The sequence below is a fragment of the Halomonas sp. ABH4_019 genome (assembly GCF_056159885.1).
In genome coordinates this window covers 1,131,602-1,156,420 of sequence record NZ_JBSWWC010000001.1, presented here as the reverse complement: position 1 = coordinate 1,156,420, position 24,819 = coordinate 1,131,602, and the positions used below count along the sequence as shown (strand labels likewise).

Below are 24,819 nucleotides of genomic sequence, written 5' to 3'. Positions count from 1 at the left end.
TTGCGACGACCATAGGAGGCCGCGGGGCGACCCGCGAACGAACGAGCCGGAGAGGCCGCTAACCATCAACGCAAGGACACGTCATGTCATTCTTCGAACGCTTCAACCGCCTGTTTCCCGTCTGGGCGGTGCTGCTGGCGGCCCTGGCCGCCTTCCAGCCGCAGCTCTTCACCGGCCTGGCCGGCAGCATCAAGACGCTGCTGGTGGTCATCATGTTCGCCATGGGGCTGACGCTCTCGAAGGCGGATTTCGCCCGGGTGGTGAAGTCGCCGGCGCCGATCGCGGTGGGCGTGGTGCTGCAGTTCTTGATCATGCCGGTGGCGGCGCTGGCGATTTCCCGGCTGCTGGGACTGTCGGACGCCCTGACCATCGGCATGGTGCTGGTCGGCGCCACCGCCGGGGGGACCTCCTCCAACGTCATGACCTGGCTGGCCGGCGGCCGGGTGGCGCTGTCGGTGTCGATGACCATGGTCTCGACCCTGCTGTCGGTGGTCGCCACGCCGCTGCTGACCCTGCTGCTGGTCGGCCAGAGCGTCGACGTGCCGGTGGCGGGCATGCTGACCAGCATCGCCCAGCTGGTGGTGGCGCCGATCCTGATCGGGGTGATCGTCAATCACTGGCTGGGCGAGCGCATCGCCCGGGTCGAGCCGGCGCTGGCGAGCCTGGCGATGCTGGCCATCGTGGTGATCATCGCCATCGTGGTGGCCCTCAATGCCGAGCGGCTGGCGACCCTGGGGCCGATCGTCGCCCTGGCGGTGATCGCCCATAACGCCGTCGGCCTGGCCGGCGGCTACGGCCTGGCCCGGGCGCTGCGCTTCGACGAACGCACGGCCCGAACCATCGCCTTCGAGGTGGGGCTGCAGAACTCCGGGCTCGCCGTGGCGCTGGCCAACCAGTTCTTCACCGCCACCGCGGCCCTGCCGGGGGCGCTGTTCTCGGTGTGGCACAACGTCTCCGGCTCGCTGCTGGCAGGCGCCTGGAAGCGCCGCCCGGCGGACGACGAGACGTCGGCGGCGCTCCAGACGCGCTGACGCGGGGCGTTGCCTGCCGCGGTACGACAAGGGCCCCGGGCAGCGATGCCCGGGGCCCTTGCGTCGTGGGGACGACGGCGAGGTCAGCCGCCGAACAGGGCGCCGGCGATGCGGAAGCCGGCGATCCAGGTGCCGGCGGCGGAGCCCAGGGTCGCGGCGAGGAACACCAGCAGGGTGCGCGAGACCCGGTTGCGCCACCAGCCCTTCAGCTCGGTGACGTCGTGGCGCAGGGTGGCGAAGTCGCGCACCTTGGGCTTGCGCATGGCGAGCTCCACCCCGGCGGCCACGAAACCGGCGCCGATGGTCGGATTCAGCGAGGTCAACGGCGCGGCCACCACGGTGGCGGCGACAGTCAGGGGATGGGCCAGGGCCACCAGGGTGGCGGCGCCGGAGAGCACGCCGTTGATCAGGAACCATTCGGCCACCAGCTGCCAGCCGAGCTCGGTATTGCGCGAGAAGCCGATGGCGAAGCCGGTCAGCACCAGGGCGGTGACGACCCAGGGCAGCGCCTTCCACAGCTTCGACGGCGGCGGCGTGGCCTCGAGCGACTCGCGCTCCGGGGTCGGCGCCTCGGGCAGCGGTTGCTCCAGGTGCTCGGCCATGCCCTTGAGATGGCCGGCGCCGATCACCACCAGCACGTGTCGGTAACGCCCCGGCGGGCACTGCTCGGCCAGGCGCAGCACCATGTAGCGGTCGCGCTCGCTGATCAGCGGCGTGTAGAGGGTCTCGGACTCGGCGGCGAACTCGCTGAAGGTGGACTCCAGCACGTCGCCCTCCTTGAGGCGCTCGATATCCGCCGCGGAGACGTCCTGGCGCGACAGTACCCCGCCGAGCAGCCCCGAGAACAGTGAGAAGCGCTGCCACCAGGGCACGTTGTGGTAGATGCGCTTGAGGGTCACCCCCACGTCGCGGTCGATCAGCACCAGCGGCAGATTTCGAGCCCGGGTCCCCTCCAGGGCGGCGCGCATCTCGGCGCCGGGCTCGATGCCGGACTGCTCGGCGACGCGCTGCTGGAAGGCGCCCAGCGCCAGGCTGGCGGCCACCATGCCGGCCTTGCCCTGGCGGAAGATCTGGAACAGGTCCTGCTCGCCCAGGGCGTCGGGGTTGGCGAGATTCTGGTGACGCGAGTCGCACAGCTCGATGGCCACGGCATCGAACTCGCCGGAGTCGATCAGCTCTCGCACCTCGGCAGCGCTCTCGGCGGAGACGTGAGCGGTGCCCAGCAGGGTGTAGCGGGTCTCGCCCACCTGGAGGGTGCGGCGCGGACCGCCGCCGGCGGCCTGCTCGCGATCGACGGTCGCGGTGTCCTGGGAGTCGGTCATGGACGCTCGGGTCTGGAGGGTGGAGGCTCGATTATCCACGAAGCCCGCCGGCGGGCCAAACCCGCCGCGCACGCTTGCACCGGCTTTGCGCGTTGTCGCTGCCCCGCGTCCGATGGAATGTCGCGGGAAGCGCTGATTTATGTCGCGAGCGAAGAGAGGCTGGTCGCCGCCGGAGCGCAGCTACCGGAGTGTAGCCTGCTACATGAGGATAGCGAGCACCGCCGGCGGCCAGGATGTCGAGCGCAGCAATAAATCCGCGTTTCCCTACTTGCGCCAGAACATCTGGGTGAACAGCACCAGCACGGTGAGGATCTCCAGGCGGCCCATCAGCATGCCGATGCACAACAGCCACTTGGCGGCATCGGGCAGGGAGCTGAAGTTGCCCGAGGGGCCGATGATGTCGCCGAGACCCGGACCGACGTTGGCGACCGCCGTGACCGCGCCGGACAGCGCGGTGATCAGGTCCAGGCCGAGCAGCGACAGTCCCAGGGCGAGCCCGGCGATGGTCAGGAAGAAGAAGAACGAGAAGGCGATGACCCCGCGGGTGACGTCGTCGGTCAACGGGTGGCCGTTGTAGCGGGCCGAGAAGACGCCGTTGGCGTGCACCAGAAAGCGCAGCTGGTTGCGCAGCAGGATGGTGGCGACCTGGAAGCGGAACACCTTCATGCCGCCGCTGGTGGAGCCGCTGCAGCCGCCCACGAAGCTCAGGTAGAAGAAGGCCACGGCGGACAGGCTGCCCCAGGCCGCGTAATCGTCCGCGGCATAGCCGGTGGTGGTGACCACCGAGACGACGTTGAAGGTCACCTGGGTCAGGGATTCGAAGGCCGCATCGCCCAGCCAGATGCGCCAGGCGGTGAGCATAACGATGACGATCGCCAGCAGGCCCAGCAGGCCGCGCACCTGCTGGTCGTGCCACAGGGCCATATGGGCCCCGCGCAGCACCCGGATGTAGATCACGAAGGGCAGGGCGCCGCCGAGCATGAACAGGCTGCCCATCCACAGCAGGTGGGGCTGGTCGGCGTAGGCGCCGAAGGAGGCGTCGGAGTTGGCGAAGCCGCCGGTGGCCACCGAGGTCATGGCATGCACGACGGCATCCAGCGGGGCCATGCCGCCGAGCCAGTAGCTCGCCACCGCGGCCAGGGTCATCCCGCAGTAGATGGCCAGGGTCGCCTTGGCGATGCCGCCGGTGCGCGGCATGACCTTGTCCGACCAGTCCGAGGACTCGGTGTGGAACAGGCGCATGCCGCCGACCTTGAGGAACGGCAGGATGGCGATGCCCATGACGATGATGCCGACCCCGCCCAGCCACTGCATGATGCCGCGCCACAGCTTGAGGCCGTCGGACAGCCGGTCGATGTCGGTCAGCACCGTGGAACCGGTGGTGGTGATGCCCGATACCGATTCGAAGACGGCATTGGCCAGCGACAGCTCCGGTACGCCCAGCGCCAGCGGCAGGCAGGCGAAGCCGCTGATCGAGACCCAGCTCAGGGTGGTCAGCACGAACATCTGCCAGGGCTTGAAGCTGATCTCCACGCGCAGCGTCGACAGCAGCACCGCGGCCACCGAGCCCAGCACGATCAGGATCGACAGGCCGAACGCCGTGGCATCGGCGTCCCGCTCGAGCAGCAGCACCAGCCAGGGCACCAGCATGAAGGCCGCCAGCACCAGCCACAGCAGCGCCAGCACCTTGAACACCGGGGCCCAGTGGCGGGCCCGATACAGGGTCGTCCCGGTGGTCTGCAGGCTCATGGGCGGGGCTCCGCATGGCGTGCGGTCAGACGGCTGGCGACGTCGGCGAGCGATGACGGATGTCTCATGCGGGGTCCCTTCCCTTGCGTGCAGGCGGCGGCGGGGCTCAGAAGAAGGTCAGGCCGACCTGGAAGAGCCGCTCCACGTCACGGATGCGGCGCTTGTCGATGACGAACAGGATCAGGTGGTCGCCGGACTGGATGACCACGTCGTCGTGGGCGATCAGCACGTCCTTGCCGCGCACCACGGCGCCGATGGTGGTGCCCCGGGGCAGGTCAATGTCGCCGATGGCGCGCCCCACCACCTTGGACGACTGGGTATCGCCGTGGGCGATGGCCTCGATGGCCTCGGCGGCGCCGCGGCGCAGCGAGTGGACGTTGACGATGTCGCCGCGGCGCACGTGGGTGAGCAGGCTGCCGATGGTGGCCTGCTGGGGCGAGATGGCGATGTCGATCTCGCCGCCCTGGACCAGGTCCACGTAGGCGGCGTTGTTGATCAGGGTGAGGACCTTCTTGGCGCCCATGCGCTTGGCCAGCATCGACGACATGATGTTGACCTCGTCGTCGTTGGTCAGCGCGCAGAAGATGTCGCACTCCTCGATGTTCTCCTCCTCCAGCAGGCGCTTGCTGGTGGCGCTGCCGTGGAGCACCACGGTGCGGTCCAGGCGCTCGGAGAGCTGGGTGCAGCGCTCGAGGTTGTGCTCGATGATCTTCACCTGGTGGCTGTGCTCCAGGTGCTCGGCGAGGCGCTCGCCGATGTTGCCGCCGCCGGCGATGATCACCCGGCGGAAGTCCCGCTCCAGGCGCCGCAGTTCGCTCATCACCGCCCGGATGTCGCGGCGGTCGGCGATGAAGAACACCTCGTCGTCGGCCTCGATGACGGTGTCGCCGCGAGGAATGATCGGCCGGTTGCGGCGGTAGATGGCGGCCACCCGGGTGTCCACGCTGGGCATGTGACGACGCAGGAAGCCCAGCTCCTGGCCCACCAGCGGGCCGCCGTAGAAGGCCTTGACCGCCACCAGCTGGACCAGCCCGCCGGCGAATTCCAGCACCTGCAGGGCGCCGGGGTGCTCGATCAGCCGGCGGATGTGGTCGGTGACCACCTGCTCGGGACTGATCAGCACGTCGATCGGCACCGCCTCGTGGGCGAACAGGCCCTTGCGGGTCAGGTAGGCGGTGGCGCGGACCCGGGCGATCTTGGTGGGCGTGCGGAACAGTGTGTAGGCGACCTGACAGGCGATCATGTTCACCTCGTCGGAATTGGTCACCGCGATCAGCATGTCGGCGTCTTCGCAGCCGGCCTGGCGAAGCACCATGGGATAGGAGCCGGCGCCGGTCACGGTGCGGATGTCGAGCCGGGTGTGAAGCTCGCGGAGCTTCTTGGCGTCGGTGTCCACCACCGTGATCTCGTTCTCTTCGCGTGCCAGGTGCTCGGCCAGGGTACCGCCGACCTGGCCGGCGCCGAGGATGATGATCTTCATCGCGTGTCACAGTCCGCAGCAAGACGGACGGCGCCGCGGGTGCGCCGTCTCATGGGTGGCGGCAAGCCTAAGGAAACGCTGCACAAATGTCTATGCGGGCAAATTGCTGCGTTACGCGGTGCTGGTGCGCCAGCCCGGTCAGACTCCTCACCTATACCGCATAGGCTCCGGTTCTTGCGCTCCGGTCGCCTTGCACTTTACGCCGCTCGTCGATTTGTTCAGCGCTTCCCTAAACCAGCCGGGGGTGGATGAACAGGGCGGGGCCCGTCAGTCCAGGGTGAAGCCGACCTTGAGGGTGACCTGCCAGTGGGCCACCCGGCCGTGCTCGATATGGCCGCGGGTATCGATGACCTCGAACCAGCGCATGCTGTGCAGGCTCTCCGAGGCCTTGGCCAGCGCGCCCTGGATGGCGTCCTCGATGCCCTTCTCGGAGGTGCCGGTCAGCTCGATATGCTTGTAGGTATGGCTCATGGTGTCGTCCTTTGGCAGCGGGGAAGTACCAGGATGCCCACCGATCCGCGCTCGCGGTCATGGTCGGCACCCTCCGGCCGCTCAAGCGGCCCGCTTCCTCAGTCTGGCATAGAAGAAGCCGTCATGGCTGTCGATGCTCGGCAGCAGCTGGCGCCCGGCCCCGGCGGCACGGCCCCAGGCCACGCCCTCGGGCGTGGTCGCCTCGGCATCCGGGGTGCGCGACAGGAAGGCGGCGACCTGGTCGGCGTTCTCCTCGGGCAGCACCGAGCAGGTGGCGTAGAGCAGGGTGCCGCCGGGCGCCAGCAGGGGCCAGAGGTTGTCGAGCAAGCGGGCCTGGAGCTCGGCCAGCTTGGTGATGTCCGAGGGCCGACGCAGGCGCTTGATGTCCGGATGCCGGCGGATCACGCCGCTGCCCGAGCAGGGGGCGTCGAGCAGGATGGCGTCGAAGGCGGTGCCGTCCCACCAGTCGCGCCCGGTGGCGTCGCCGTGGGCCAGGTCGGCGGCCAGCCCGAGCCGCGACAGGGTGTCCTCGACCCGCGCCAGGCGAGCGTCGTCGCTGTCGACGGCCTGCAGCTCGATATCGAACAGCTCGAGCAGGTGGGCGGTCTTGCCCCCCGGCGCGCAGCAGGCGTCCAGCACCCGGGCGCCGGGCCGCGGGGCGATCACCGGCCCGAGCAGCACGGCGGCGAGTTGGGCCGCTTCGTCCTGGACGCTGACCAGGCCCTCGTCGAAGCCGGGCAGGGTGGTGACGTCGCGGGGGGCCTCCAGGGTCAGCCCCTCGGGGGCGTGCGGGCACAGTCGGGCGCCGATGCCCGGCGCGTCGAGGCGTTCGAGGTAGGTCTCGCGGTCGCCATGGCGACGGTTGACGCGCAGCGTCATCGGGCCGGGCTGGTTGTTGGCCTGGCAGATGGCGCGCCAGTCGTCCGGCCAGGCCTGGCGGAAGGCCTTGAGCCACCACTTGGGATGCAGCAGGGCCACGGCGGGGTCGCGATCGACCTCGGCCTGCAGGGCGGCGGACTCGCGCTGCAGGCGGCGCAGGCAGCCGTTGAGTACCCGGGTCGCCCAGGGCTTGTTCAGCAGGCGCGCCGCGCCGGCGGTCTCGCCCACCGCGGCATGGGCCGGGATGCGCAGGTAGAGCAGCTGGTAGATGCCCACCAGCAGCAGCGCCTGGACGTCGGCATCCCGGGCCTTGAAGGGCTTGTCCAGCAGCTGGCCGGCCAGCGCCTCGAGTCGGCACAGGGTGCGGCAGCTGCCGAAGCACAGTTCCTTGAACAGGCCGCGGTCCCGGGACACCACCTGGTGGTCGTCGAGGTTGTTGAGCGAGCCCTTGCCGGTGATCACCGGGGCCAGGGCCCGGGCGGCGGCGGCGCGCACCGCCAGGCCGTTGTCGAGGGACTTGGAGCGTCCGCCGTGGTTGCTCATGCGCTGGCCTCCTGGTCCGGCTGGCCCAGGCATTGGCCCGGGGAGAAGCGATCCGCGCGGGCCTTGAGCAGCTCGCCCACGTCCAGCGCCTTGCCGCCGGGCAGCTGGGCCCGGGTCACGCGCAGCACCTGGTCGCCGGCCGCGCCGCAGGCGATGTGCAGGGCATCGCCCTCGGCGGCGAGCAGGGTGCCCGGGGCGGCGGCCTTGCCGTTGCCCGGCGCGGCCTCGGCCATCAGCAGCCGCAGGCGGTCGTCGCCGAAGGCGCACCAGGCCACCGGCCAGGGATTGAAGGCGCGGATGCGGGCGGCCAGGGCCTCGGCCGCCTCGCGGAAGTCCAGCTCGGCCTCGGCCTTGGAGAGCTTGGCGGCATAGGTGACGCCGGCCTCGGGCTGGGGGGTGGCCGCCAGGCCGTCGCCGGCCAGGGCGTCCAGCGCCTCGACCAGCGCCCGGCCGCCCAGGGCGGCCAGGGTGTCGTGCAGCTCGCCGCCGGTGGTGGCGGCGGTGATCGGCGTGCGTTCGATGTGCAGCATGGCGCCGGTGTCCAGGCCCTCGTCCATCTGCATGATGGTCACCCCGCTCTCGGCGTCGCCGGCCTCGATGGCGCGCTGGATCGGCGCCGCACCGCGCCAGCGCGGCAGCAGCGAGGCGTGGACGTTGACGCAGCCCAGTCGCGGCGCGTCGAGCACGGCGCGGGGCAGGATCAGGCCGTAGGCCACCACCACCATGATGTCCGCCTCCAGGGCGGCCAGCTCGGCCTGGGCGTCCGGCGCCTTCAGGGAGGCCGGCTGGTAGACCGGCAGGCCATGCTCCTGGGCCAGCGCCTTGACCGGGCTGGGGGTAAGCTTGCGGCCGCGGCCGGCGGGGCGGTCGGGCTGGGTATAGGCGGCGACGACGCGGTGGGAGCTCGCCAGCAGCGCCGCCAGGCTCTCGGCGGCGAAGTCGGGCGTGCCGGCGAAGATGACGCGCAGGGGTCGGGACATGGGATCGGGGGCCTTGCCGGAATGAATGCTCCCTATGATAACGGAGCGGGGCGCAAACGACGAAGGCCGGTGCCCTCAACGGCACCGGCCCATGATGTTTTAGCGATCACAAGGTACGTCGTTCGTCCTGATCCGGCGACAGGTCTTCGAGGAGGCGCTGTGAACCCATCCTTGGGCGCTACCGACGCCATCCATGGCGTAGGACCTCCTCTTCGACCTGTCCTCGGCAACCTTTTCTAGGCCTGTGCTGTCACGAGCATTGCTGAAAAAGGCTCAGGCGGGCTGCTGCAGCTTGTGGCGCTTCTGCATCTTCTTCATCACCCGGTCGCGCTTGAGCGGCGAGAGGTAGTCGACGAACAGCACGCCCTCGAGGTGGTCGTACTCGTGCTGGATGCAGTGGGCCAGCAGGCCCTCGGCCTCCAGCTCGTAGGGCTGGCCATCGCGGTCCAGGGCCTTGAGGTGGACCCTGAGCGCCCGGGGCACCTCCGCGTAGTACTCGGGGATCGACAGGCAGCCCTCCTGCAGTGGCTCGCGCTCGTCGCCGATCGGCGTGTACTCGGGGTCGATCAGTACCAGCGGCGTGCTCTGGTCGTCGCTGACGTCCATGACGATGACCCGCCGATGCACGTCCACCTGGGTGGCCGCCAGGCCGATGCCGCGGGCGTCGTACATGGTCTCGAGCATATCGTCGACCAGCCGGCGCACCTCGTCGTCGACCGTCTCCACGGGGGCCGCCTTGGTGCGAAGCCGCTCGTCGGGGAATTCGAGAATGGGGAGTTTGGCCATGGCGTTGGTGTCACCGTTATGCTGTCATTCAGGGGATGCGATCATTCTAGAAGCCCGCGGGTCGCGGTGAAACCGTGCCCCGCGCATCGTATCGATAGCATCAGACTATACCACGGCGGCGAGGTTCCTGGGGCTGCCGCGATCACCGGGCGAGGGACCGTGGGTATGAGACACACTGGACGCGTCAGGCTCGCGAGGTGCCGGCGAGTAGCGCTGGCCCTGGTCCTGGGGTGGGGGCTGTGCACCGTGGTGGCCGCCCAGGCGCAGGGGGTGTCCTGGGGCGATGGCCTGCGCGACGACGCCCCGGACCGCTACACCGTGGCCCGCGGCGATACCCTCTGGGGCATCGCCGGGCGCTTCCTGCACCATCCCTGGCAGTGGCCCGAGGTCTGGCGGGGCAATCCCCAGATCGAGAACCCGCACCTCATCTATCCCGGCGATACCGTCATTCTCTCCGACTGCGGCGGTCGGCCCTGCCTGGGGCTGGAGCGCGGCCGGAACGTGGTGCGCCTCTCGCCGGAGATGCGCCGCGTCCCGCGTCGCGAGGCCATCGCGCCGATTCCGCTGGAGACGGTGCGGCCCTTCCTGCGCGACCATCGGGTGGTCGGCGACCCCGAGGCCCTCGGCGAGCTGGCCTACGTGGTGGGCGGCGACGGCGGCCGCTTGATCAGCGGTGCCGGCGATCGCTTCCATGCCCGGGGGAGGGTGCCCGCCGTCGGCAGGGTCGGCCTCTATCGTCCCGGCGAGCGCTACGTCGACGCGACCAGCGGCGAGCCGCTGGGCCTCGAGCTCGAGCGCGTCGGCGAGGCCCGCCGGGTGCGCCAGGAGGGCGACATCGCGGTGCTGGAGGCCACCCGGGCCAACCGGGAGATCCGCAACGACGACCTCGTGCTGCCGCTGGAGGCCGACTTCCCGGCTGACGGCTTCCGCCCCCAGGCGCCGTCGCGGCCGATCGAGGGCCGCGTGCTGGCGGTGCCCGGCGGGGTGCGCTTCTTCGGGCGGTTGCAGATGATTGCCCTGGACCGCGGCACCCGCGACGGCCTGGCGCCCGGCCATGTGCTGGCGGTGGAGCGGCGCGGCGAACTCGTCGACGACCCGCGCACCGGCGACATGCTGAGGCTGCCCGGCGAGGAGGCCGGCCTGGTGATGGTCGTGCGCCCCTTCGAGAAGATGAGCTACGGCCTGGTCATGCGTGCCAGCCGTCCCCTGGCGGTGGGCGACCGTCTCCACAATCCGCGCCCGGCCCTGGGCACGGCGCGGCGCTAGGTGAACCATGCCGACCGCCAGGGAGTGGCTGCTGCTGTCGCGCCTGCCGGGGCTCGGGGCCGTGGGGCTCGCCGAGCTGGCGGCCCGCTCACCGGCCTGGCCCGAGGGCTGGCTGGCGGTGATGCCGCTACCGGCCGCCAAGGCGCTGCAGCTGTGGCTCGACCACCCCGACAAGAGCCCGCTGCACGAGGCGCTGGAGGCCGACGAGGCCTGGCTGGCCGCCGCCCCGGGCCGCCACCTGCTGCATCCCCAGCATCCCCGCTGGCCGACGCTGCTGGCCCAGATTCCCGATCCGCCCCCGGTGCTCTGGGCCTGGGGCGATCTCGCGGCCCTCGCCCCGCCGCGGCTGGCCATGGTCGGCACGCGAAGGCCGACCCGGGAGGGGCTCAATAATGCCGCGGGCTTCGCGAGGGCGCTGGTCGACCGCGGCTGGGGCGTGGTCAGCGGCATGGCATTGGGCATCGACGGCGCCGCCCAGCACGCGGCCCTGGAGGCCGGCGGGCGCAGCGTGGCGGTGCTGGGCGGCGGGGTGGACGTGGTCTATCCCGCCCGCCATCGCGCCCTGCACGAGCGACTGCGCGAGCCGGGTGGACTGCTGCTCGCCGAGCACCCGCCGGGCACCAAGCCGCACCCGGCCTATTTCCCGCGCCGCAATCGCATCGTCACCGGCCTGGCACGCGGCGTACTGGTGGTGGAGGCCGCCGAGCGCAGCGGCTCGCTGGTCAGCGCCCGGCTGGCCGGGGAGCAGGGCCGCGAGGTGTTTGCCGTGCCGGGCTCGATCCATAACCCCCAGGCGCGCGGCTGCCTGGGGCTGATCCGCGACGGCGGGGTGCTGGTGCGCGACGTCGACGATATTGTCGCCGAGCTGCCGGCCTGGAACGCGCCGCAGGAGGCGCCTCCCGCGCCGCGCGAGGCGGGCGACGCGTCGTCGTCATCGTCGTGCGAAGACGATCCGCTGCTGGCCTGGCTCAGCGACACCCCGACGCCGGTGGACGCCCTGGTCGGCCTCACCGGGCTGTCGGTGGCCGACTGTCAGCGCCGGCTGCTGGCGCTCGAGCTCTCGGGGCTCGCCGGTCCCGCCGTCGGCGGCTGGGTGCGCCTGCCGGGCCCCGGGGGAGCATGGTAGAATCCCGGTCCATGTCGGACACCATCGGAACCCCGCGATGACCCAGGAGCCCTCTCTCGCCGCCGCCGTGGCCGCCCTGCGCGCCGGCGGCGTGATCGCCTACCCCACCGAGGCCGTGTGGGGCCTCGGCTGCGACCCCGACGACGCCTCGGCCCTGACCCGGCTGCTCGCCCTCAAGCGCCGCGACCCGGCCAAGGGGGTGATCCTGGTGGCCGCCGACCTCGCGCAGCTGGAACCCTGGCTGGCGGGGCTCGACGCCGAGCGCTGCGCGACCCTGGCCGTGCCCCGGGAGACGCCGACCACCTGGCTGGTGCCGGACAACGGCCGGGCGCTGGCGCTGGTGCGCGGCGAGCACGACCGGGTGGCGCTCAGGATCAGCGACCATCCGCGAGTGGTAGAGCTGTGCCGGGCCTTCGGCGGGCCCATCGTCTCGACCTCCGCCAACCGCGCCGGCGAGCCTTCGGCGATGAGCGCCGAGGAGATCCATGCCATCTTCGGTGAAGGGACCGGCGGCGAGCTCGACGCCGTGCTCGACGGCCCCCTGGGCGGCCACGACCGCCCCAGCACCATTCGCGACCTGGTCACCGGCCGGGTGCTGCGCGACTGAGAGACCGCTGGAGATATCCGGCGCATAAGCGCCGGATCGCTCATTTCTCGCCATTCGACCGATCGTGGCATGGCGTTTTCGCCGCTCAGCTTTGCCGCTTAACACAAGGAGGCCCCGTGGCCTACGCCCATCTCGACCCCGTGAAGACCTACCTGCTCGACCTTCAGGACCGGCTGTGCGAGGCCCTGGCCGCCGAGGACGGCCGGGCGAGCTTTCGCGAGGATGCCTGGCAGCGCGCCGAGGGCGGCGGCGGTCGCTCGCGGGTCATCGAGCACGGTGCGCTGTTCGAGAAGGGCGGCGTCAACTTCTCTCATGTCCATGGCGCGACCCTGCCGCCCTCGGCCACCGCCGCACGCCCCGAACTCGCCGGCCGGGGCTTCCACGCGGTGGGCGTGTCCTGGGTGCTGCACCCGGAGAATCCCCACGTGCCGACCAGCCACGGCAACGTGCGCTTCCTGATCGCCGAGAAGGAAGGCGAGGCCCCCGTGTGGTGGTTCGGCGGGGGCTATGACCTGACGCCCTTCTACCCGGTGCTCGAGGACGTGCGCCACTGGCATCGGGTGGCCCGTGACGCCTGCGCGCCCTTCGGCGACGACGTCTATCCGCGCTTCAAGGCCTGGTGCGACGACTACTTCCATCTCAAGCACCGCGACGAGACCCGCGGCGTCGGCGGCCTGTTCTTCGACGACCTGAACGAGGGCGGCTTCGAGCACTGCTTCGCCCTCCAGCGCTCGGTCGGCGACAGCTTCCTCGACGCCTACCTGCCGATCGCCCGGCGCCGCCGCGAGACGCCCTGGGGCGAGCGCGAGCGCGACTTCCAGCTCTACCGCCGCGGGCGCTACGTGGAGTTCAACCTGGTCTGGGACCGCGGCACCCTGTTCGGGCTGCAGAGCGGCGGGCGCACCGAATCGATCCTGATGTCGATGCCGCCCCTGGCCCGCTGGGAATATGACTGGTCGCCGGCGCCGGATAGCCCCGAGGCGGCGTTGACCCGAGATTACCTGCATCCCCGGGACTGGCTGGGCGAGGAAAAAAGGGAGCATCATCAATGACGGACCGCTACTGCGTCTTCGGCCACCCGGTGGGCCATTCCAAGTCACCGGCCATCCATGCCGCCTTCGCCGAGCAGACCGGCGAGCGGCTCGAATACACCGCCATCGAGGCGCCGCGGGACGACTTCGCCGGCGCCTGGCGCGCCTTCGTCGAGGCGGGCGGGCGCGGCGCCAACGTCACCGTGCCGTTCAAGGAAGACGCCTATCGGCTGTGCGATGCGCTGACCCCGCGGGCCGAGCGCGCCGGGGCGGTGAACACCCTGATCCTCGAGGCCGACGGCCGCACCCGCGGCGACACCACCGACGGCGCCGGCCTGGTCGGCGACCTCGAGCGCTGCCGTGTGACGCTGCCCGGTGCACGCCTCCTGGTGCTCGGCGCCGGCGGCGCGGTGCGCGGCGTGCTGGAGCCGCTGCTCGCGGCCGGCCCGGCGAGCCTGCACGTCGCCAACCGCACCGCCGGGAAGGCCGACGCCCTGGCCGCGGACTTCGGCGATCTGGGCAAGGTGAGCGGCGGCGGCTTCGAGGCGGTCGAGGGCCCCTTCGATGTGGTGATCAACGGCACCAGCGCGAGCCTCGGCGGCGAGCTGCCGCCGCTGCCCGACGACCTCTTCGCCCCCGGGGCGGTCGCCTACGACATGATGTACGGCGCCGAGCCCACCGTCTTCCTGCGCTGGGCCGCCGAGCGCGGCGCCGTGACCCTCGACGGCCTGGGCATGCTGGTCGGTCAGGCCGCCGAGTCCTTCTTCCTGTGGCGGGGCGTGCGCCCGGACGTTACCCCGGTGCTGGAGACCCTGCGCCGGGCGCTGTGAGCCGCATCATGACCCGCGCCTGGCACCTGGCCCGCACGCCGCGGGGCGTGCCGGTCGTCGAGGACTTCGCCTGCCGTCGGCTGGCCCTGGCCGCGCCGTCGCCCGGCGAGGCGCTGGTCGCGCCCCGCTGGCTGTCGGTCGACCCCTACATGCGCACCCGCATGCAGCCGACCGGCTACGACTACCTGGACAAGTGGCGACCGGGCAGCCCGCTGTCGGCCTGGGGCCTGGCGCGGGTGATCGAGGCGCGCGGGCCCTGGCGGGAAGGCGATTGGGTCATCGGCCACATGCCGGTGGCCGAGCGTTGCCTGCTGCGCCCGGCGTCCGCCGAGGGCGGCCTGCCGCTGGTGCTGCCGGCCGACCAGCCCCGGCCCGAGCGCTGGCTCCACGAGCGCGGCATGACCGGCTTCACCGCCTGGCTGGGGATGCGCCGCTATGGCCGGCCTCAGTCCGGTGAAAGCGTGCTGGTGTCGGCCGGCGCCGGCGCGGTGGGCGGTCTCGCCGTGCAGTGGGCCCGATGTGCCGGGGCGCGGGTCGTTGCCACCGCGGGCAGCCAGGCCAAGCGCGACTGGTTGCGGGAAACCCTGGGCGTGGCCGTGGCGCTCGACCATCACGCTCCCGATATCGCGGCCCGCCTCGCGGCGTCGGTGCCGCAGGGCCTCGACCTGGACTTCGAGCAATTGGGAGGAAGGGTGTTCGAGGCCGCCATCGAGGCTCTGGCCCCGGACGGACGGGTGGTGCTGTGCGGCCTGGTCAGCCAGTACCACGACGCCGAGCCCCGGCGGGCCCCGCCCAACCTTGGCCGGCTGACGCGGCGTGGCGGCCGGCTCACGCCCTTCGTGGTGCCGGGCCACGAGGCGGCCCATTGGGCCGACTTCCAGCGCGAGACGGCGGCGCTCGACGGGGTGCTACGGGCGCCGCTAGACGTCGTCGAGGGCTTCGCGGCCTGGCCGCACGCCTTCTGCGGCCTCTTCACCGGCGACACCGGCATCGGCAAGCGGGTGGTGCGCCTGGCCTGAGCCGGCCTCAGCGTCTTTTGACATATCGCCCCGCCATGCATATCGCCAGGCCGGCCAGCGAGAGCAGCAGGCCGCCGTTGACCAGCCAGGGGCGGCGGTCGATCCAGGGCACGAAGGGCTGCGGGGCGTCGCGGCACACGCCCGCGAGGTAGTCCCAGTGGCCCTGCTGGATCAGCTGGCACTCGCGCACGTTGCCGAGCTCCAGGAAATAGGCGCCCATCAGCCCCAGCGGCGGCAGGATCAGCAGGACGAGGCCCAGGCGCAGCATGCCTCAGGGCGTGCCGCAGTCCGGCGCGGGGCCGGCCTGCCGGTAGCGTTGCAGCGCCTCGGGCATCCCGGCCTCGAGGCCGGCGATGCGGCTGCCGTGACTGGGGTGGGTAGACATCCACTCCGGCGGCTGGCCGCCCCCGGCGCGTTCCATGTTCTGCCACAGGGCGATGCTGGCCCGCGGGTCGAAGCCGGCGTCGGCCATCAGCCGCAGGCCGATGGTGTCGGCCTCGCTCTCGTGGCGCCGCGAGAAGGGCAGCAGAACGCCGTACTGGGCGCCCATGCCCAGTGCCGCCATCACCTGCTGGCCGCCGGCGCCCTCCAGGCCGGCGGCCGAGGAGATCACCGAGAGGCCGAGGTTGGTGGCGCTCTGGGTGGAGGCGCGCTCGTTGGCGTGCTGGGCCAGCACGTGGCCGATCTCGTGGCCGATGACCGAGGCCAGCTGGTCCTGGTTGTCGGTGATCTCGAGCAGCCCGGTATTGATCCCCACGTAGCCGCCGGGCAGGGCGAAGGCGTTGGCCGAGTCGTCGTCGAAGACCCGCACCTGCCAGTTTTCCCGCTGCAGCTCGGCCGGCAGGGCGGCGACGATCTCGCGGGTGATGCACTGGGCGAGCCGGTAGGGGGCGCCGCCCACGGTGGTGCGCTCCTGCTGGTACTGGGCGAAGGCCTGGGCGCCCATCTGGTCGAGCTGCTCGTCGGACATCAGGGTCAGCTGCGAGCGCCCGGTGGGCGAGGTGGTGCAGGCGGCCAGGGTGGCGGCGAGCGCGCCCACGGCGAGACAGTGAATCCAGCGCATGAAGGACCTCCTGTGAGCCGACCGTGGCGGTGCCACTGGACGGCGGATAAGGGTTCGCCACAAGATACCCCGACTGCCTGCAAGATCAACCGCGAAACCTGCAATCATGGAGGAAGTGCATGGACGACGAGCTGGCGCAGCGCCTGATGCGGCTGCTGGAGCGCGTGGAACCCTGGCTGCCGCCGGCCGCCGAGGGCGTCGACTGGCAGCGCGACGTGGCCGCGCTCTGGGAGCGCCACGCCCTGGGCGGCCGCCTGGTGCCGGTGCCGCCTCGTGACGCCCTGGCGCTGGACGACCTACTCGGCATCGAGCGCCAGAAACGGGCGCTGGTCGACAACACCCGCACCTTCCTGCACGGCCATCCGGCCAACCACGCCCTGCTGTGGGGCGCCCGGGGCAGCGGCAAGTCGTCGCTGGTGCGGGCGCTGCTCAACGGCCTGGCGGGGGAGGGCCTGCGCCTGGTCCAGGTGGATCGCCACGACCTGGCCGGGCTGCCGGCGCTGGTCAACCAGCTGCGCCATCAGCCGCACCGCTTCGTGGTCTATTGCGACGACCTCTCCTTCGAGGGCCACGACGACGCCTACAAGGCGCTGAAGAGCGTGCTCGACGGCACCCTGACCGGGCCGCCCGAGAACGTGCTGCTCTACGCCACCTCCAACCGTCGCCACCTGCTGCCCGAGTCGATGGCCGACAACGACGCCACCCGCCTGGTGGGAGAGGAGCTTCATCACGGCGATGCCGTCGAGGAGAAGATCTCGCTCTCCGACCGCTTCGGGCTGTGGCTGGCCTTCCATCCCTTCGCCCAGGACGCCTACCTCGAGGCCTGCGAACACTGGACCCGGCGCCTCGGCCGGCAGGACGACTGGAGCGAGGCGGCGCGAGCCGAGGCGCTGCGTTTCGCCACCCTGCGCGGCGGGCGCAGCGGTCGGGTGGCCTGGCAGTTCGCCTGCCAGTGGATCGGTCGGCGGCGGCTCTACGACGAGGCCTGATCGCCGAGCGGTCGCAGCGTGCCGTCCTCGCCCACGGTCAGGCGCAGGGTCGGCGTCAGCAGCCCGGCCGGCAGGGTCATGCCCAGGCCGCTGAGATCGCCGGGGGTGATGGCCAGTTCGCTGCCGGCGGGCAACTCGCCGGTACGGCCCATCTGCCGGGCCAGGTCGACCAGCGGGGCCAGCCGGCTGCGGTCCCCCTGCAGCAGGTCGAAGGCCACCGGCAGGCGCAGGTCGGCATCGTCGCCCGGGCTCAGGGCCACGTCCTGCTCATAGCGGCCGTTGACCGCCTCGAGCCCCGGCATGTCCAGGTTCCAGTCGAAACCGCTCATGCGCACGGCGGGCAGCCCGGCGGGCAGGCCCAGGCCCATGGCCATGGTGGCCTGCACCGGCAGGCTGCCGGTGCCCAGGCCGGAGGCGATCAGCGAGGTGAGGTCCGAGGTGTCGAGGCCGGCATCGAGGGCGTAGGGCCCGATGCGGATGTTCTCGACGCCGAGAGAGGTGACGGCCAGGCGGAAGGCGAACAGGCCGGTCTGGGGCAGCGCCAGGCAGCCGCCGAGCAGCAGGACCAGGCAACCGGGGATCAACAGGCGCGCGCGGCGGCGCAGGAGGGAAAGCAGCATGATGACTCTCGCTAACGGAAGGGACAACGTCTCCGGGGCGCCCGCCGGGCCGTGTCGTCGACGGGACGACGAGGCATCGCGATGTCCCCCCCCTGGGCGCGGCTCCTGTCCCTCCTGGCAAGAGTCCCTCGGCGTTCCGCCACCGGCGCGCGACGGCGATCGCCTCGGGGTGACATACGCGAACCGCCGGCCTCGGGGCCGGCGGTGGGTACTATCGTCGAGATTCGATCGGGCGTCGAGAGTCGACTCGCGGAGACGTCAGGTGTCGGCGCGAAGAGACATCAACGCCGGCCGCGGCGCGACTCCTTGGTGCGGTTGAGCTCGCGCTTCTTGGCCTTCTCGCGATCGCTGGCGCCGGCCATGTGGTCGTAGGGGTTCTTGCCCGAGCGGAACTCGAAGCGCATCGGCGTGCCGCGCACCTTGAGCACCTTGCGGAAGGTGTTGGTCAGGTAGCGCTTGTAGGCCTCGGGCAGCGACTCGGTCTGGTTGCCGTGGACCACGATGATCGGCGGGTTGCTGCCGCCCTGGTGGGCCATGCGCAGCTTGATGCGCCGGCCGTGGATCATCGGCGCCGGATGCTGCTCCACGGCGTCGCGCAGGATGTTGGTCAGGCGGTTGGTCGACCAGTGGCTGTTCGCCGAGGCGAAGGCGCGCTCGATGGACGGGTAGAGGTCGCCCACCGCGGTGCCGTGCAGCGCCGAGATGAAGTGCAGGTCGGCGTAGTCGGCGAAGCCCAGGCGGCGCTTGATCTGGGCGCGCATCTTGTCCTTGGCCTCGCTCTCCAGGCCGTCCCACTTGTTGACCGCCAGCACCAGGGCACGGCCGCTGGTCAGCACGTAGTCGAGCAGGTGCAGGTCCTGTTCCACCAGGCCGCTTCGGGCGTCGAGCACCATGATGGCGACGTGGCACTCCTTGATCGCCTCGAGGGTCTTGATAATCGAGAACTTCTCGGCGGTCTCGCTGACGTTCTTGCGCCGCCGCACGCCGGCGGTGTCGACCAGCACGTAGGGCTCGCCGCGCCGCTCGAAGGGGATCTCGATGGCGTCGCGGGTAGTGCCGGCCTCGTCGAAGACCACCACCCGTTCCTCGCCGAGCAGGCGGTTGACCAGCGTCGACTTGCCCACGTTGGGGCGCCCGATCACGCCGATGCGGATGCCCTTGGTGCCGGTGTCGGCCGGCACGTCGGCGTCGCGCTCGGGGAAGGGCGTGAGCACCTCGTCGATCAGCGCGGTGACGTTGCGGCCGTGGGCGGCGGCGATGGGGTGCGGGTCGCCGAGGCCGAGCTGCCAGAAGTCGGCCATGGCGGAGTGTTCCTCCAGGCCATCGGTCTTGTTGACCACCAGCCAGGTCTTCTTCTGGTTGACGCGCAGGTGGTTGGCGATGGCCTCGTCGGCCACGTTCAGCCCGCTGCGGCCGTCGACCAGGAACAGCACGATGTCGGCCTCGTCGATGGCCTGCAGCGACTGCTCGGCCATGGCCGCGTCGATGCCTTCCTCGTCGCCGCTGATGCCGCCGGTGTCGATCACCGTGTAGGCCTTGCCACCGAGCACGCCGTTGCCGTACTTGCGGTCCCGGGTCAGGCCCGGGAAGTCGGCCACCAGGGCGTCGCGGGTGCGGGTCAGGCGGTTGAACAGGGTCGACTTGCCCACGTTGGGGCGGCCGACCAGGGCGATCACGGGATTCATGGTTGCAGTTCCAGGGCCTCTAGGCTGCCGTCGTCGGCCAGGGCATAGACGCGCTTGCCGTCGGTGAGCGGGGGCACGCTGAGGCCGGAACCGTCGATCTCGGTGCGGCCGACCAGGGTGCCCTCGCGGGCGTCGATCAGGTGCAGGTAGCCCTCGAAGTCGCCCACCACCAGGCGGCCGTCGGCGAAGGCCGGGTCGGTGAGCTCGCGGCCCTCGAGGTCGTCGAGCCGCCACAGTGTCTCGCCGCTGTCGGCATCGAGGGCGACCACGTGGCTGGCCTCGTCGACCACGTACAGGCGGCCGCCGACCAGCACCGGGCTACGATAGCTGGACAGTTCCCGGGACCACAGGGTCTCGCCGGTGGTGGCCTGCAGGGCCACCAGGCGGCCCTGGTAGCTGGTCACGAACAGCCGGCCGTCCGGGGTCAGCAGCGGCTGGGCGGCCAGGTCGACCAGTCGCTCGATCTCGCTGCGGCCCTGGGGGGTGGCGATGCGCCGCTCCCACAGCGGCTGGCCGCCGCGGTTGTCCAGGGTGACCAGCCGGCCGTTGGCCTGGCCGGCGAAGGTGACCTGGTCGATGACCCGCGGAGTGCCGGTATGGCGCAGGGTCAGGGCGGGCCGGGAGCCGCTGTAGACCCAGCGCTCGGCGCCGCTCTCGCGGTCCAGGGCGGTGACGCTGCCGTCCACGGCCTGCACCACCAGCAGCTGGCGGTTGGGCTGGGGCGCGGCCAGCACCTCGCTGTTGACGCGGGTGCGCCACAGTACTTCGCCGTCGGCCTGGTCGAGGGCCACCACTTCGCCGTTGCGGGTGCCCAGATAGACCCGCTCGGCCACCGCGGTCAGGCCGCTGGAGGCGCCGGCGTCGAGCTCGATACTCCAGCGGGGCTCGCCGCTGGCGGCGTTGATGGCCTGGACCAGGCCGTGCTGGTCGGCGGCGAACAGGGTCGCGCCGTCCCGGGCCGGGGCCAGCGGATAGCCGCCCTGGCCGAGGCCGTCGCCGACCTGTTCCTGCCACAGCACGTCGACGCGGGTGGTGCCGGCGGTGTCGCCCAGTTCCTTGGGCGGATACTCGGGCTCCACCTGGCCGGCGCAGCCGGTCAGCAGGCCCAGCGCAGCGGTGGCGGCGATGGCGAGAGTCGTCTTGTTCATGAGGCCTCCTCGGCGCCCAGGTCATCCAGCTTGAGTTGCACGCCGTAGAGCGGTTGATCCCCGGCCTCGGAGAGGCTCAGGGCTTCCCGCCAGGCCTCGCGGGCGGCCGCGCGATCGCCGAGTGCCAGATGGGCGTCGCCGCGGATGTCGGCGCGCTGGGCGGCCAGCGGGGCGGGTATCTCGCCCTCGAGGGTGGCCAGTGCCGCCTCGGCGTTTTCGCCGGCCAGCTGCAGGCGGGCCAGGCGCAGCCGGGCGAGCCCCTGCGGATAGGGGCGCTCGCCCTCGGCGACCAGGGCTTCCAGGGCGGCTTCGGCGGCGGCGGTGTCGCCGGCCTGCACGGCCAGTCGCGCTTCCAGCAGGCGTGCCAGGTCGGCATAGAGGCTGTCGCCGTGGTCCTCGGTGAGGGTACCCACCAGCTGCTCGGCCTGCTGCCGGGCGCCCTCGTCGAGGCTGTCCTGGCCGCTCAGGGTCAGCAGCTGCTGGTAGCTGGCCGAGGCCGCCTCGGCCTGGCCGGCCTGGTAGTCCTGCCAGGCCTTCCAGCCGAACACCCCGGCCGCGGCGATCACCGCGCCGGCGATCAGCGAGGTGCCGTTCTCCTTCCACCAGCGCTTGAGCGCTTCCAGCTGTTCTTCTTCGCTTCTCAGCTCCGCCACGGGCGGTCTCCTTTATGTGTCCGTGGGCCGTCAGGCGGGGGCTGCGCCCGCCAGCAGGGATGTGAGGGTCTGGTCGAGGGCGTCCTGGTCGAGGCGTTGCTGTTCGCGATCCTCGCGCAGGAACTTCAGCGTCACGGCGTTCTCGGCGAGCTCGTCCTCGCCGAGCAGCAGGGCCAGGCGGGCGCCGCTCTTGTCGGCCTTCTTGATGCGGCTCTTGAAGCTGCCGCCGCCGCAGTGCAGCTGCAGGCCGAGGCCGGGCAGCGCCTCGCGCAGGCGCTCGCCCAGCAGCAGGGCGGCGGGCTCGGTGGCCTCGCTCATCGGCAGCAGGTAGACGTCGAGCTCGCCCCGGGCCTCGTCGGGCACCAGGTCCAGGGTGTCGAGCAGCAGGATCAGCCGCTCGATGCCCATGGCGAAGCCGACCGCCGGCACCGGCTTGCCGCCGAGCTGCTCGACCAGGCCGTCGTAGCGGCCGCCGGCGCACACCGTGCCCTGGCTGCCCAGCGCCGTGGTGGTCCACTCGAAGACGGTGCGCGAGTAATAGTCGAGTCCGCGCACCAGCCGCGGGTTGACCACGTAGGCGATGCCGGCGGCGTCGAGCATGGCGGTGAGCCGCTCGAAGTGCTGCTGGGATGCCTCGTCCAGGTGGTCCATCAGCCGCGGCGCGTCGGCCAGCATCGGCGCCATGTCCGGGTTCTTGGAGTCGAGGATGCGCAGCGGGTTGGAGGTCAGCCGGCGGCGGGAGTCCTCGTCGAGCACCTCGAGGTGCTGCTCGAAGTAGGCCACCAGGGTGTCGCGGTAGGCGGCGCGGGCCTCCGGCGAGCCCAGGGAGTTGAGCTCCAGGGTGACGTGCTCGTACAGGCCGAGCTGCTTCCACAGCCGGGCCGAGAGCAGGATCAGCTCGGCGTCGATGTCCGGCCCCTCGAGGCCGAAGGTCTCGACCCCGACCTGGTGGAACTGCCGGTAGCGGCCCTTCTGGGGGCGCTCGTGGCGGAACATCGGCCCCTGGTACCACAGCCGCTGGGTCTGGTTGTGCAGCAGGCCGTGCTCCATGGCGGCGCGCACGCAGCTCGCGGTGCCCTCGGGACGCAGGGTCAGGCTGTCGCCGTTGCGGTCGTCGAAGGTGTACATCTCCTTCTCGACGATGTCGGTGACCTCGCCGATGGAGCGCTTGAACAGCGCCGTCTGCTCGACGATGGGGGTGCGGATCTCGTCATAGCCGTAGCGGCCCATGAGGGTGCGCACCTGGCCCTCGAAGTACTGCCACAGCGGGGACTGCTCCGGCAGCAGGTCGTTCATGCCACGAATGGCCTGGATCTTTTTCTTGCTGGTGTCGGACTTGCTCAATGCTGGCTCCTTGTCGGCACGCCTCAGGCGTCCCGGGCGATGACGTCCTGCTCGGCCTGTTCCTTCTCGCGGACCTTGTCGCGGATCATCCGCTCCAGGTCGTCGACCAGGTGGTCGTTGCGCAGCTTGCTGGCCGGCTTGCCGTCGATGTAGACGAGGTTGGCGGGGCTGCCGCCGGTCAGGCCGATGTCGCTTTCCTTGGCCTCGCCCGGGCCGTTGACCACGCAACCGATGACCGAGACGTCCAGCGGCGTGAGCACGTCGTCGAGGCGTTCCTCGAGCTCGTTCATGGTGCCGATGACGTCGAAGTTCTGGCGCGAGCAGCTCGGGCAGGCGACGAAGTTGATGCCCTTGGCCCGCAGGCGCAGGCTCTTGAGCATGTCGAAGCCGACCTTGATCTCCTCGACCGGATCGGCGGCCAGCGACACGCGGATGGTATCGCCGATGCCGTCCATCAGCAGCATGCCGAGCCCGATGGACGACTTGACGGTGCCCGAGCGCAGCCCGCCGGCCTCGGTGATGCCGAGATGCAGTGGCTGCTCGATGCGGGTGGCGAGATCGCGGTAGGCAGCCACCGCCATGAACACGTCGGAGGCCTTGACGCTGACCTTGAAGTCGGGGAAATCGAGGCGCTCGAGGTGGTCGATGTGGCGCATCGCGGACTCGACCAGGGCCGCGGGGGTCGGCTCGCCGTATTTCCTCTGCAGGTCCTTCTCCAGGGAACCGGCGTTGACGCCGATGCGGATCGGGATGCCGTTGTCGCGGGCGGCGCCGACCACGGCCTTGACGCGGTCCTCGCGGCCGATGTTGCCGGGGTTGATGCGCAGGCAGTCGACGCCGAGCTCGGCGACGCGCAGGGCGATCTTGTAGTCGAAGTGGATGTCCGCCACCAGCGGCACCTCGACCTCGCGCTTGATGCGGCCGAAGGCCTCGGCGGCGTCCATGCTGGGCACCGAGACGCGCACGATGTCCGCGCCGGCCGTCTCCAGCTGGCGGATCTGGGCCACGGTGGCGGCCACGTCCAGGGTGTCGGTGTTGGTCATGCTCTGGACGGAGATGGGCGCGCCGCCGCCGACCGGCACCTTGCCGACATGGATGCGGCGTGACTGGCGACGGGTGATGGGCGATGTAGCGTGCATCGGACTCATTCTCCCAGAGTGAAACGGGCGACGTTGTTGGCGCCGGTACGCGGCGCCAGCTCCACCGGCTCGCCGCGCCAGGCCAGCTCGACGCCGGTGGCGTTGCCCACGGTCAGCCGGAAGGGCGGTTCGCCTTCGACGCGTGCCGTGGTACCGGGTTCCTGGAGGCCGACGAAGACGCGCTGCCCGCTGGCATCGAAGATCTCGGTCCAGGACTGCTCGTTGAAGGTCAGTTCGAGTATCCGGCGATCGCCCGCCGGCTCGGCGGCCTGGTCGGCGCCGTCGGTCTCGGCGTCTTCCGCGGCGACGGACTCGCCCTCGGCCTGGCCGTCGGCCTGTTCGCCGCCGTCCACGGCGTCGGCGGCATCCGCCGCCTGGGCCGGCGCGTCGGCCGGTGCTTCAGTCGAAGCGGCCTCGCCGTCGGCCGTCGCGGCCTCGGCGGTGGCCTCGTCGGCGGCAGTGGTTTCGTCGCCACTGGCGCCGTCGTCGGCCTCGGTGGCGACCTCGTCGGACCAGTCACCGGCCGCGGCGCCGGTCTCGTCGGTTGCCGGGTCGCCGCCCTCGGTGATGGTGGTGCCGTCGAGGCTGTCCACCGCCACCGGTGCATTGTCGCCGGGCGTGGGCGGCTGGCTGCCGCCGCGGCTCTGCCACCACATCAGGGTCAGGCCGACCAGGCCGGCGATCACCAGCAGGGTGGCCAGGCGAAACAGCCAGGCGCCGAGGCGTGAGGGCGGCTTGCTGACCACGTGCACCGGGGTGACCTTGCGCTCCGTGTCCTCGCTGCCGAAGCGCGCCTGGTAGGCGGTCAGCACCCGCTCGACGTCCATGCCCAGCAGGTTGGCGTAGCTGCGCAGGTAGCCGCGCCGGTAGGTGGCGATCGGTACCTCGTCGTAGACATCGTGCTCCAGGCCCTCGATCACGGCCGGGCGCAGGTTCAGGGCCTCGGCGACCTCATCGCGCGACAGCTCCAGGGCCTCGCGCTCGCGGCGCAACAGCTCGCCGGGCGAGGCCTGGTCGGCGGTCGCGTCGGGCTCCAGATAGGGGGTGTCGCTCATGGC

Annotated in this window: 24 protein-coding genes; 8 read left to right on the top strand and 16 right to left on the bottom strand. The window is 71.3% G+C overall.

What is annotated here, in order from left to right:
• The first annotated feature begins 83 nt into the window (after positions 1-83).
• Positions 84-1,031: a bile acid:sodium symporter family protein gene (locus ACXAFN_RS05255; RefSeq protein ID WP_474986809.1), complete on the top strand. Its 948-nt coding sequence runs from the start codon at positions 84-86 to the stop codon at positions 1,029-1,031.
• Between the two features lie 83 nt (positions 1,032-1,114).
• Here ACXAFN_RS05255 and ACXAFN_RS05250 read toward each other — a convergent pair whose 3' ends face one another.
• The 7 genes from ACXAFN_RS05250 to def all read right to left on the bottom strand — a co-directional run bounded on the left by ACXAFN_RS05250 (position 1,115) and on the right by def (position 9,241).
• Positions 1,115-2,353 carry a TraB/GumN family protein gene (locus ACXAFN_RS05250; RefSeq protein WP_474986807.1) on the bottom strand — a complete coding sequence of 413 codons (1,239 nt, stop codon included), beginning with the start codon at positions 2,351-2,353 and terminating at the stop codon, positions 1,115-1,117.
• Between the two features lie 264 nt (positions 2,354-2,617).
• Positions 2,618-4,102 (bottom strand): TrkH family potassium uptake protein, encoded by a 1,485-nt coding sequence (locus tag ACXAFN_RS05245; RefSeq protein ID WP_474986805.1) that lies wholly within the window; start codon positions 4,100-4,102, stop codon positions 2,618-2,620.
• Between the two features lie 106 nt (positions 4,103-4,208).
• Positions 4,209-5,582, bottom strand: coding sequence for a Trk system potassium transporter TrkA (gene trkA / locus ACXAFN_RS05240; RefSeq protein WP_183385908.1), 1,374 nt, complete (start codon positions 5,580-5,582; stop codon positions 4,209-4,211).
• Positions 5,583-5,849: 267 nt separating this feature from the next.
• Positions 5,850-6,053, bottom strand: a complete 204-nt coding sequence (locus ACXAFN_RS05235) for a dodecin (protein ID WP_183385907.1) — start codon at positions 6,051-6,053, stop codon at positions 5,850-5,852.
• An 81-nt stretch (positions 6,054-6,134) separates the two neighbouring features.
• Entirely contained in the window at positions 6,135-7,475 is a 1,341-nt protein-coding gene (gene rsmB / locus ACXAFN_RS05230) for a 16S rRNA (cytosine(967)-C(5))-methyltransferase RsmB (RefSeq protein WP_474986804.1), read from the bottom strand.
• Positions 7,472-8,455 carry a methionyl-tRNA formyltransferase gene (gene fmt, locus ACXAFN_RS05225; protein WP_474986802.1) on the bottom strand — a complete coding sequence of 328 codons (984 nt, stop codon included), beginning with the start codon at positions 8,453-8,455 and terminating at the stop codon, positions 7,472-7,474. The genes rsmB and fmt overlap by 4 nt, the downstream gene beginning before the upstream one ends.
• 273 nt (positions 8,456-8,728) lie before the next feature.
• Positions 8,729-9,241 (bottom strand): peptide deformylase, encoded by a 513-nt coding sequence (gene def / locus ACXAFN_RS05220; protein ID WP_474986801.1) that lies wholly within the window; start codon positions 9,239-9,241, stop codon positions 8,729-8,731.
• 165 nt (positions 9,242-9,406) lie between these two features.
• On the opposite strand from def, the gene ACXAFN_RS05215 reads away from it, so the two are divergent.
• From ACXAFN_RS05215 to ACXAFN_RS05190, 6 genes are all read left to right on the top strand, one after another.
• The gene (locus ACXAFN_RS05215; RefSeq protein WP_474986799.1) at positions 9,407-10,507 is read left to right on the top strand and encodes a LysM peptidoglycan-binding domain-containing protein; all 1,101 of its coding nucleotides are present in this window, start codon (positions 9,407-9,409) and stop codon (positions 10,505-10,507) included.
• A gap of 7 nt (positions 10,508-10,514) precedes the next feature.
• Complete coding sequence (gene dprA / locus ACXAFN_RS05210) at positions 10,515-11,633, top strand: DNA-processing protein DprA (RefSeq protein WP_474986798.1); 1,119 nt, start codon at positions 10,515-10,517, stop codon at positions 11,631-11,633.
• A 37-nt stretch (positions 11,634-11,670) separates the two neighbouring features.
• Positions 11,671-12,240 (top strand): L-threonylcarbamoyladenylate synthase type 1 TsaC, encoded by a 570-nt coding sequence (tsaC, locus tag ACXAFN_RS05205; protein ID WP_474986797.1) that lies wholly within the window; start codon positions 11,671-11,673, stop codon positions 12,238-12,240.
• A gap of 116 nt (positions 12,241-12,356) precedes the next feature.
• Positions 12,357-13,292: an oxygen-dependent coproporphyrinogen oxidase gene (gene hemF / locus ACXAFN_RS05200; protein WP_474986795.1), complete on the top strand. Its 936-nt coding sequence runs from the start codon at positions 12,357-12,359 to the stop codon at positions 13,290-13,292.
• Positions 13,289-14,101 (top strand): shikimate dehydrogenase, encoded by an 813-nt coding sequence (gene aroE, locus ACXAFN_RS05195; protein WP_474986793.1) that lies wholly within the window; start codon positions 13,289-13,291, stop codon positions 14,099-14,101. Before hemF ends, aroE begins: the two co-directional genes overlap by 4 nt.
• Before the next feature lie 8 nt (positions 14,102-14,109).
• Positions 14,110-15,120 carry a zinc-binding dehydrogenase gene (locus ACXAFN_RS05190; RefSeq protein ID WP_474986791.1) on the top strand — a complete coding sequence of 337 codons (1,011 nt, stop codon included), beginning with the start codon at positions 14,110-14,112 and terminating at the stop codon, positions 15,118-15,120.
• Positions 15,121-15,127: 7 nt separating this feature from the next.
• Here the strand turns inward: ACXAFN_RS05190 and ACXAFN_RS05185 are convergent, their stop codons facing one another.
• Positions 15,128-15,388 carry a hypothetical protein gene (locus tag ACXAFN_RS05185; RefSeq protein WP_474986789.1) on the bottom strand — a complete coding sequence of 87 codons (261 nt, stop codon included), beginning with the start codon at positions 15,386-15,388 and terminating at the stop codon, positions 15,128-15,130.
• A gap of 3 nt (positions 15,389-15,391) precedes the next feature.
• Entirely contained in the window at positions 15,392-16,183 is a 792-nt protein-coding gene (locus ACXAFN_RS05180; protein ID WP_474986787.1) for a M48 family metallopeptidase, read from the bottom strand.
• Between the two features lie 119 nt (positions 16,184-16,302).
• Here ACXAFN_RS05180 and ACXAFN_RS05175 point away from each other — a divergent pair, with 119 nt between their 5' ends.
• Positions 16,303-17,172 (top strand): ATP-binding protein, encoded by an 870-nt coding sequence (locus tag ACXAFN_RS05175; RefSeq protein WP_474986785.1) that lies wholly within the window; start codon positions 16,303-16,305, stop codon positions 17,170-17,172.
• Here the strand turns inward: ACXAFN_RS05175 and ACXAFN_RS05170 are convergent.
• The 7 genes from ACXAFN_RS05170 to ACXAFN_RS05140 form a co-directional block, all read right to left on the bottom strand.
• Positions 17,157-17,792, bottom strand: coding sequence for a hypothetical protein (locus ACXAFN_RS05170; protein ID WP_474986783.1), 636 nt, complete (start codon positions 17,790-17,792; stop codon positions 17,157-17,159). The two genes, ACXAFN_RS05175 and ACXAFN_RS05170, sit on opposite strands and share 16 nt — an antisense overlap.
• A 281-nt stretch (positions 17,793-18,073) precedes the next feature.
• On the bottom strand, positions 18,074-19,477 hold the full coding sequence (gene der / locus ACXAFN_RS05165) for a ribosome biogenesis GTPase Der (RefSeq protein WP_474986781.1): 1,404 nt from the start codon (positions 19,475-19,477) through the stop codon (positions 18,074-18,076).
• Positions 19,474-20,625 (bottom strand): outer membrane protein assembly factor BamB, encoded by a 1,152-nt coding sequence (gene bamB, locus ACXAFN_RS05160; protein ID WP_474986780.1) that lies wholly within the window; start codon positions 20,623-20,625, stop codon positions 19,474-19,476. Before bamB ends, der begins: the two co-directional genes overlap by 4 nt.
• On the bottom strand, positions 20,622-21,278 hold the full coding sequence (locus tag ACXAFN_RS05155) for a YfgM family protein (RefSeq protein WP_474986778.1): 657 nt from the start codon (positions 21,276-21,278) through the stop codon (positions 20,622-20,624). Before ACXAFN_RS05155 ends, bamB begins: the two co-directional genes overlap by 4 nt.
• A 30-nt stretch (positions 21,279-21,308) precedes the next feature.
• Positions 21,309-22,622: a histidine--tRNA ligase gene (gene hisS / locus ACXAFN_RS05150; RefSeq protein ID WP_474986776.1), complete on the bottom strand. Its 1,314-nt coding sequence runs from the start codon at positions 22,620-22,622 to the stop codon at positions 21,309-21,311.
• A gap of 23 nt (positions 22,623-22,645) precedes the next feature.
• Positions 22,646-23,761, bottom strand: a complete 1,116-nt coding sequence (gene ispG, locus ACXAFN_RS05145; protein WP_474986775.1) for a flavodoxin-dependent (E)-4-hydroxy-3-methylbut-2-enyl-diphosphate synthase — start codon at positions 23,759-23,761, stop codon at positions 22,646-22,648.
• A 5-nt stretch (positions 23,762-23,766) separates the two neighbouring features.
• Positions 23,767-24,816, bottom strand: coding sequence for a RodZ domain-containing protein (locus ACXAFN_RS05140; RefSeq protein ID WP_474986774.1), 1,050 nt, complete (start codon positions 24,814-24,816; stop codon positions 23,767-23,769).
• Positions 24,817-24,819: the final 3 nt, after the last annotated feature.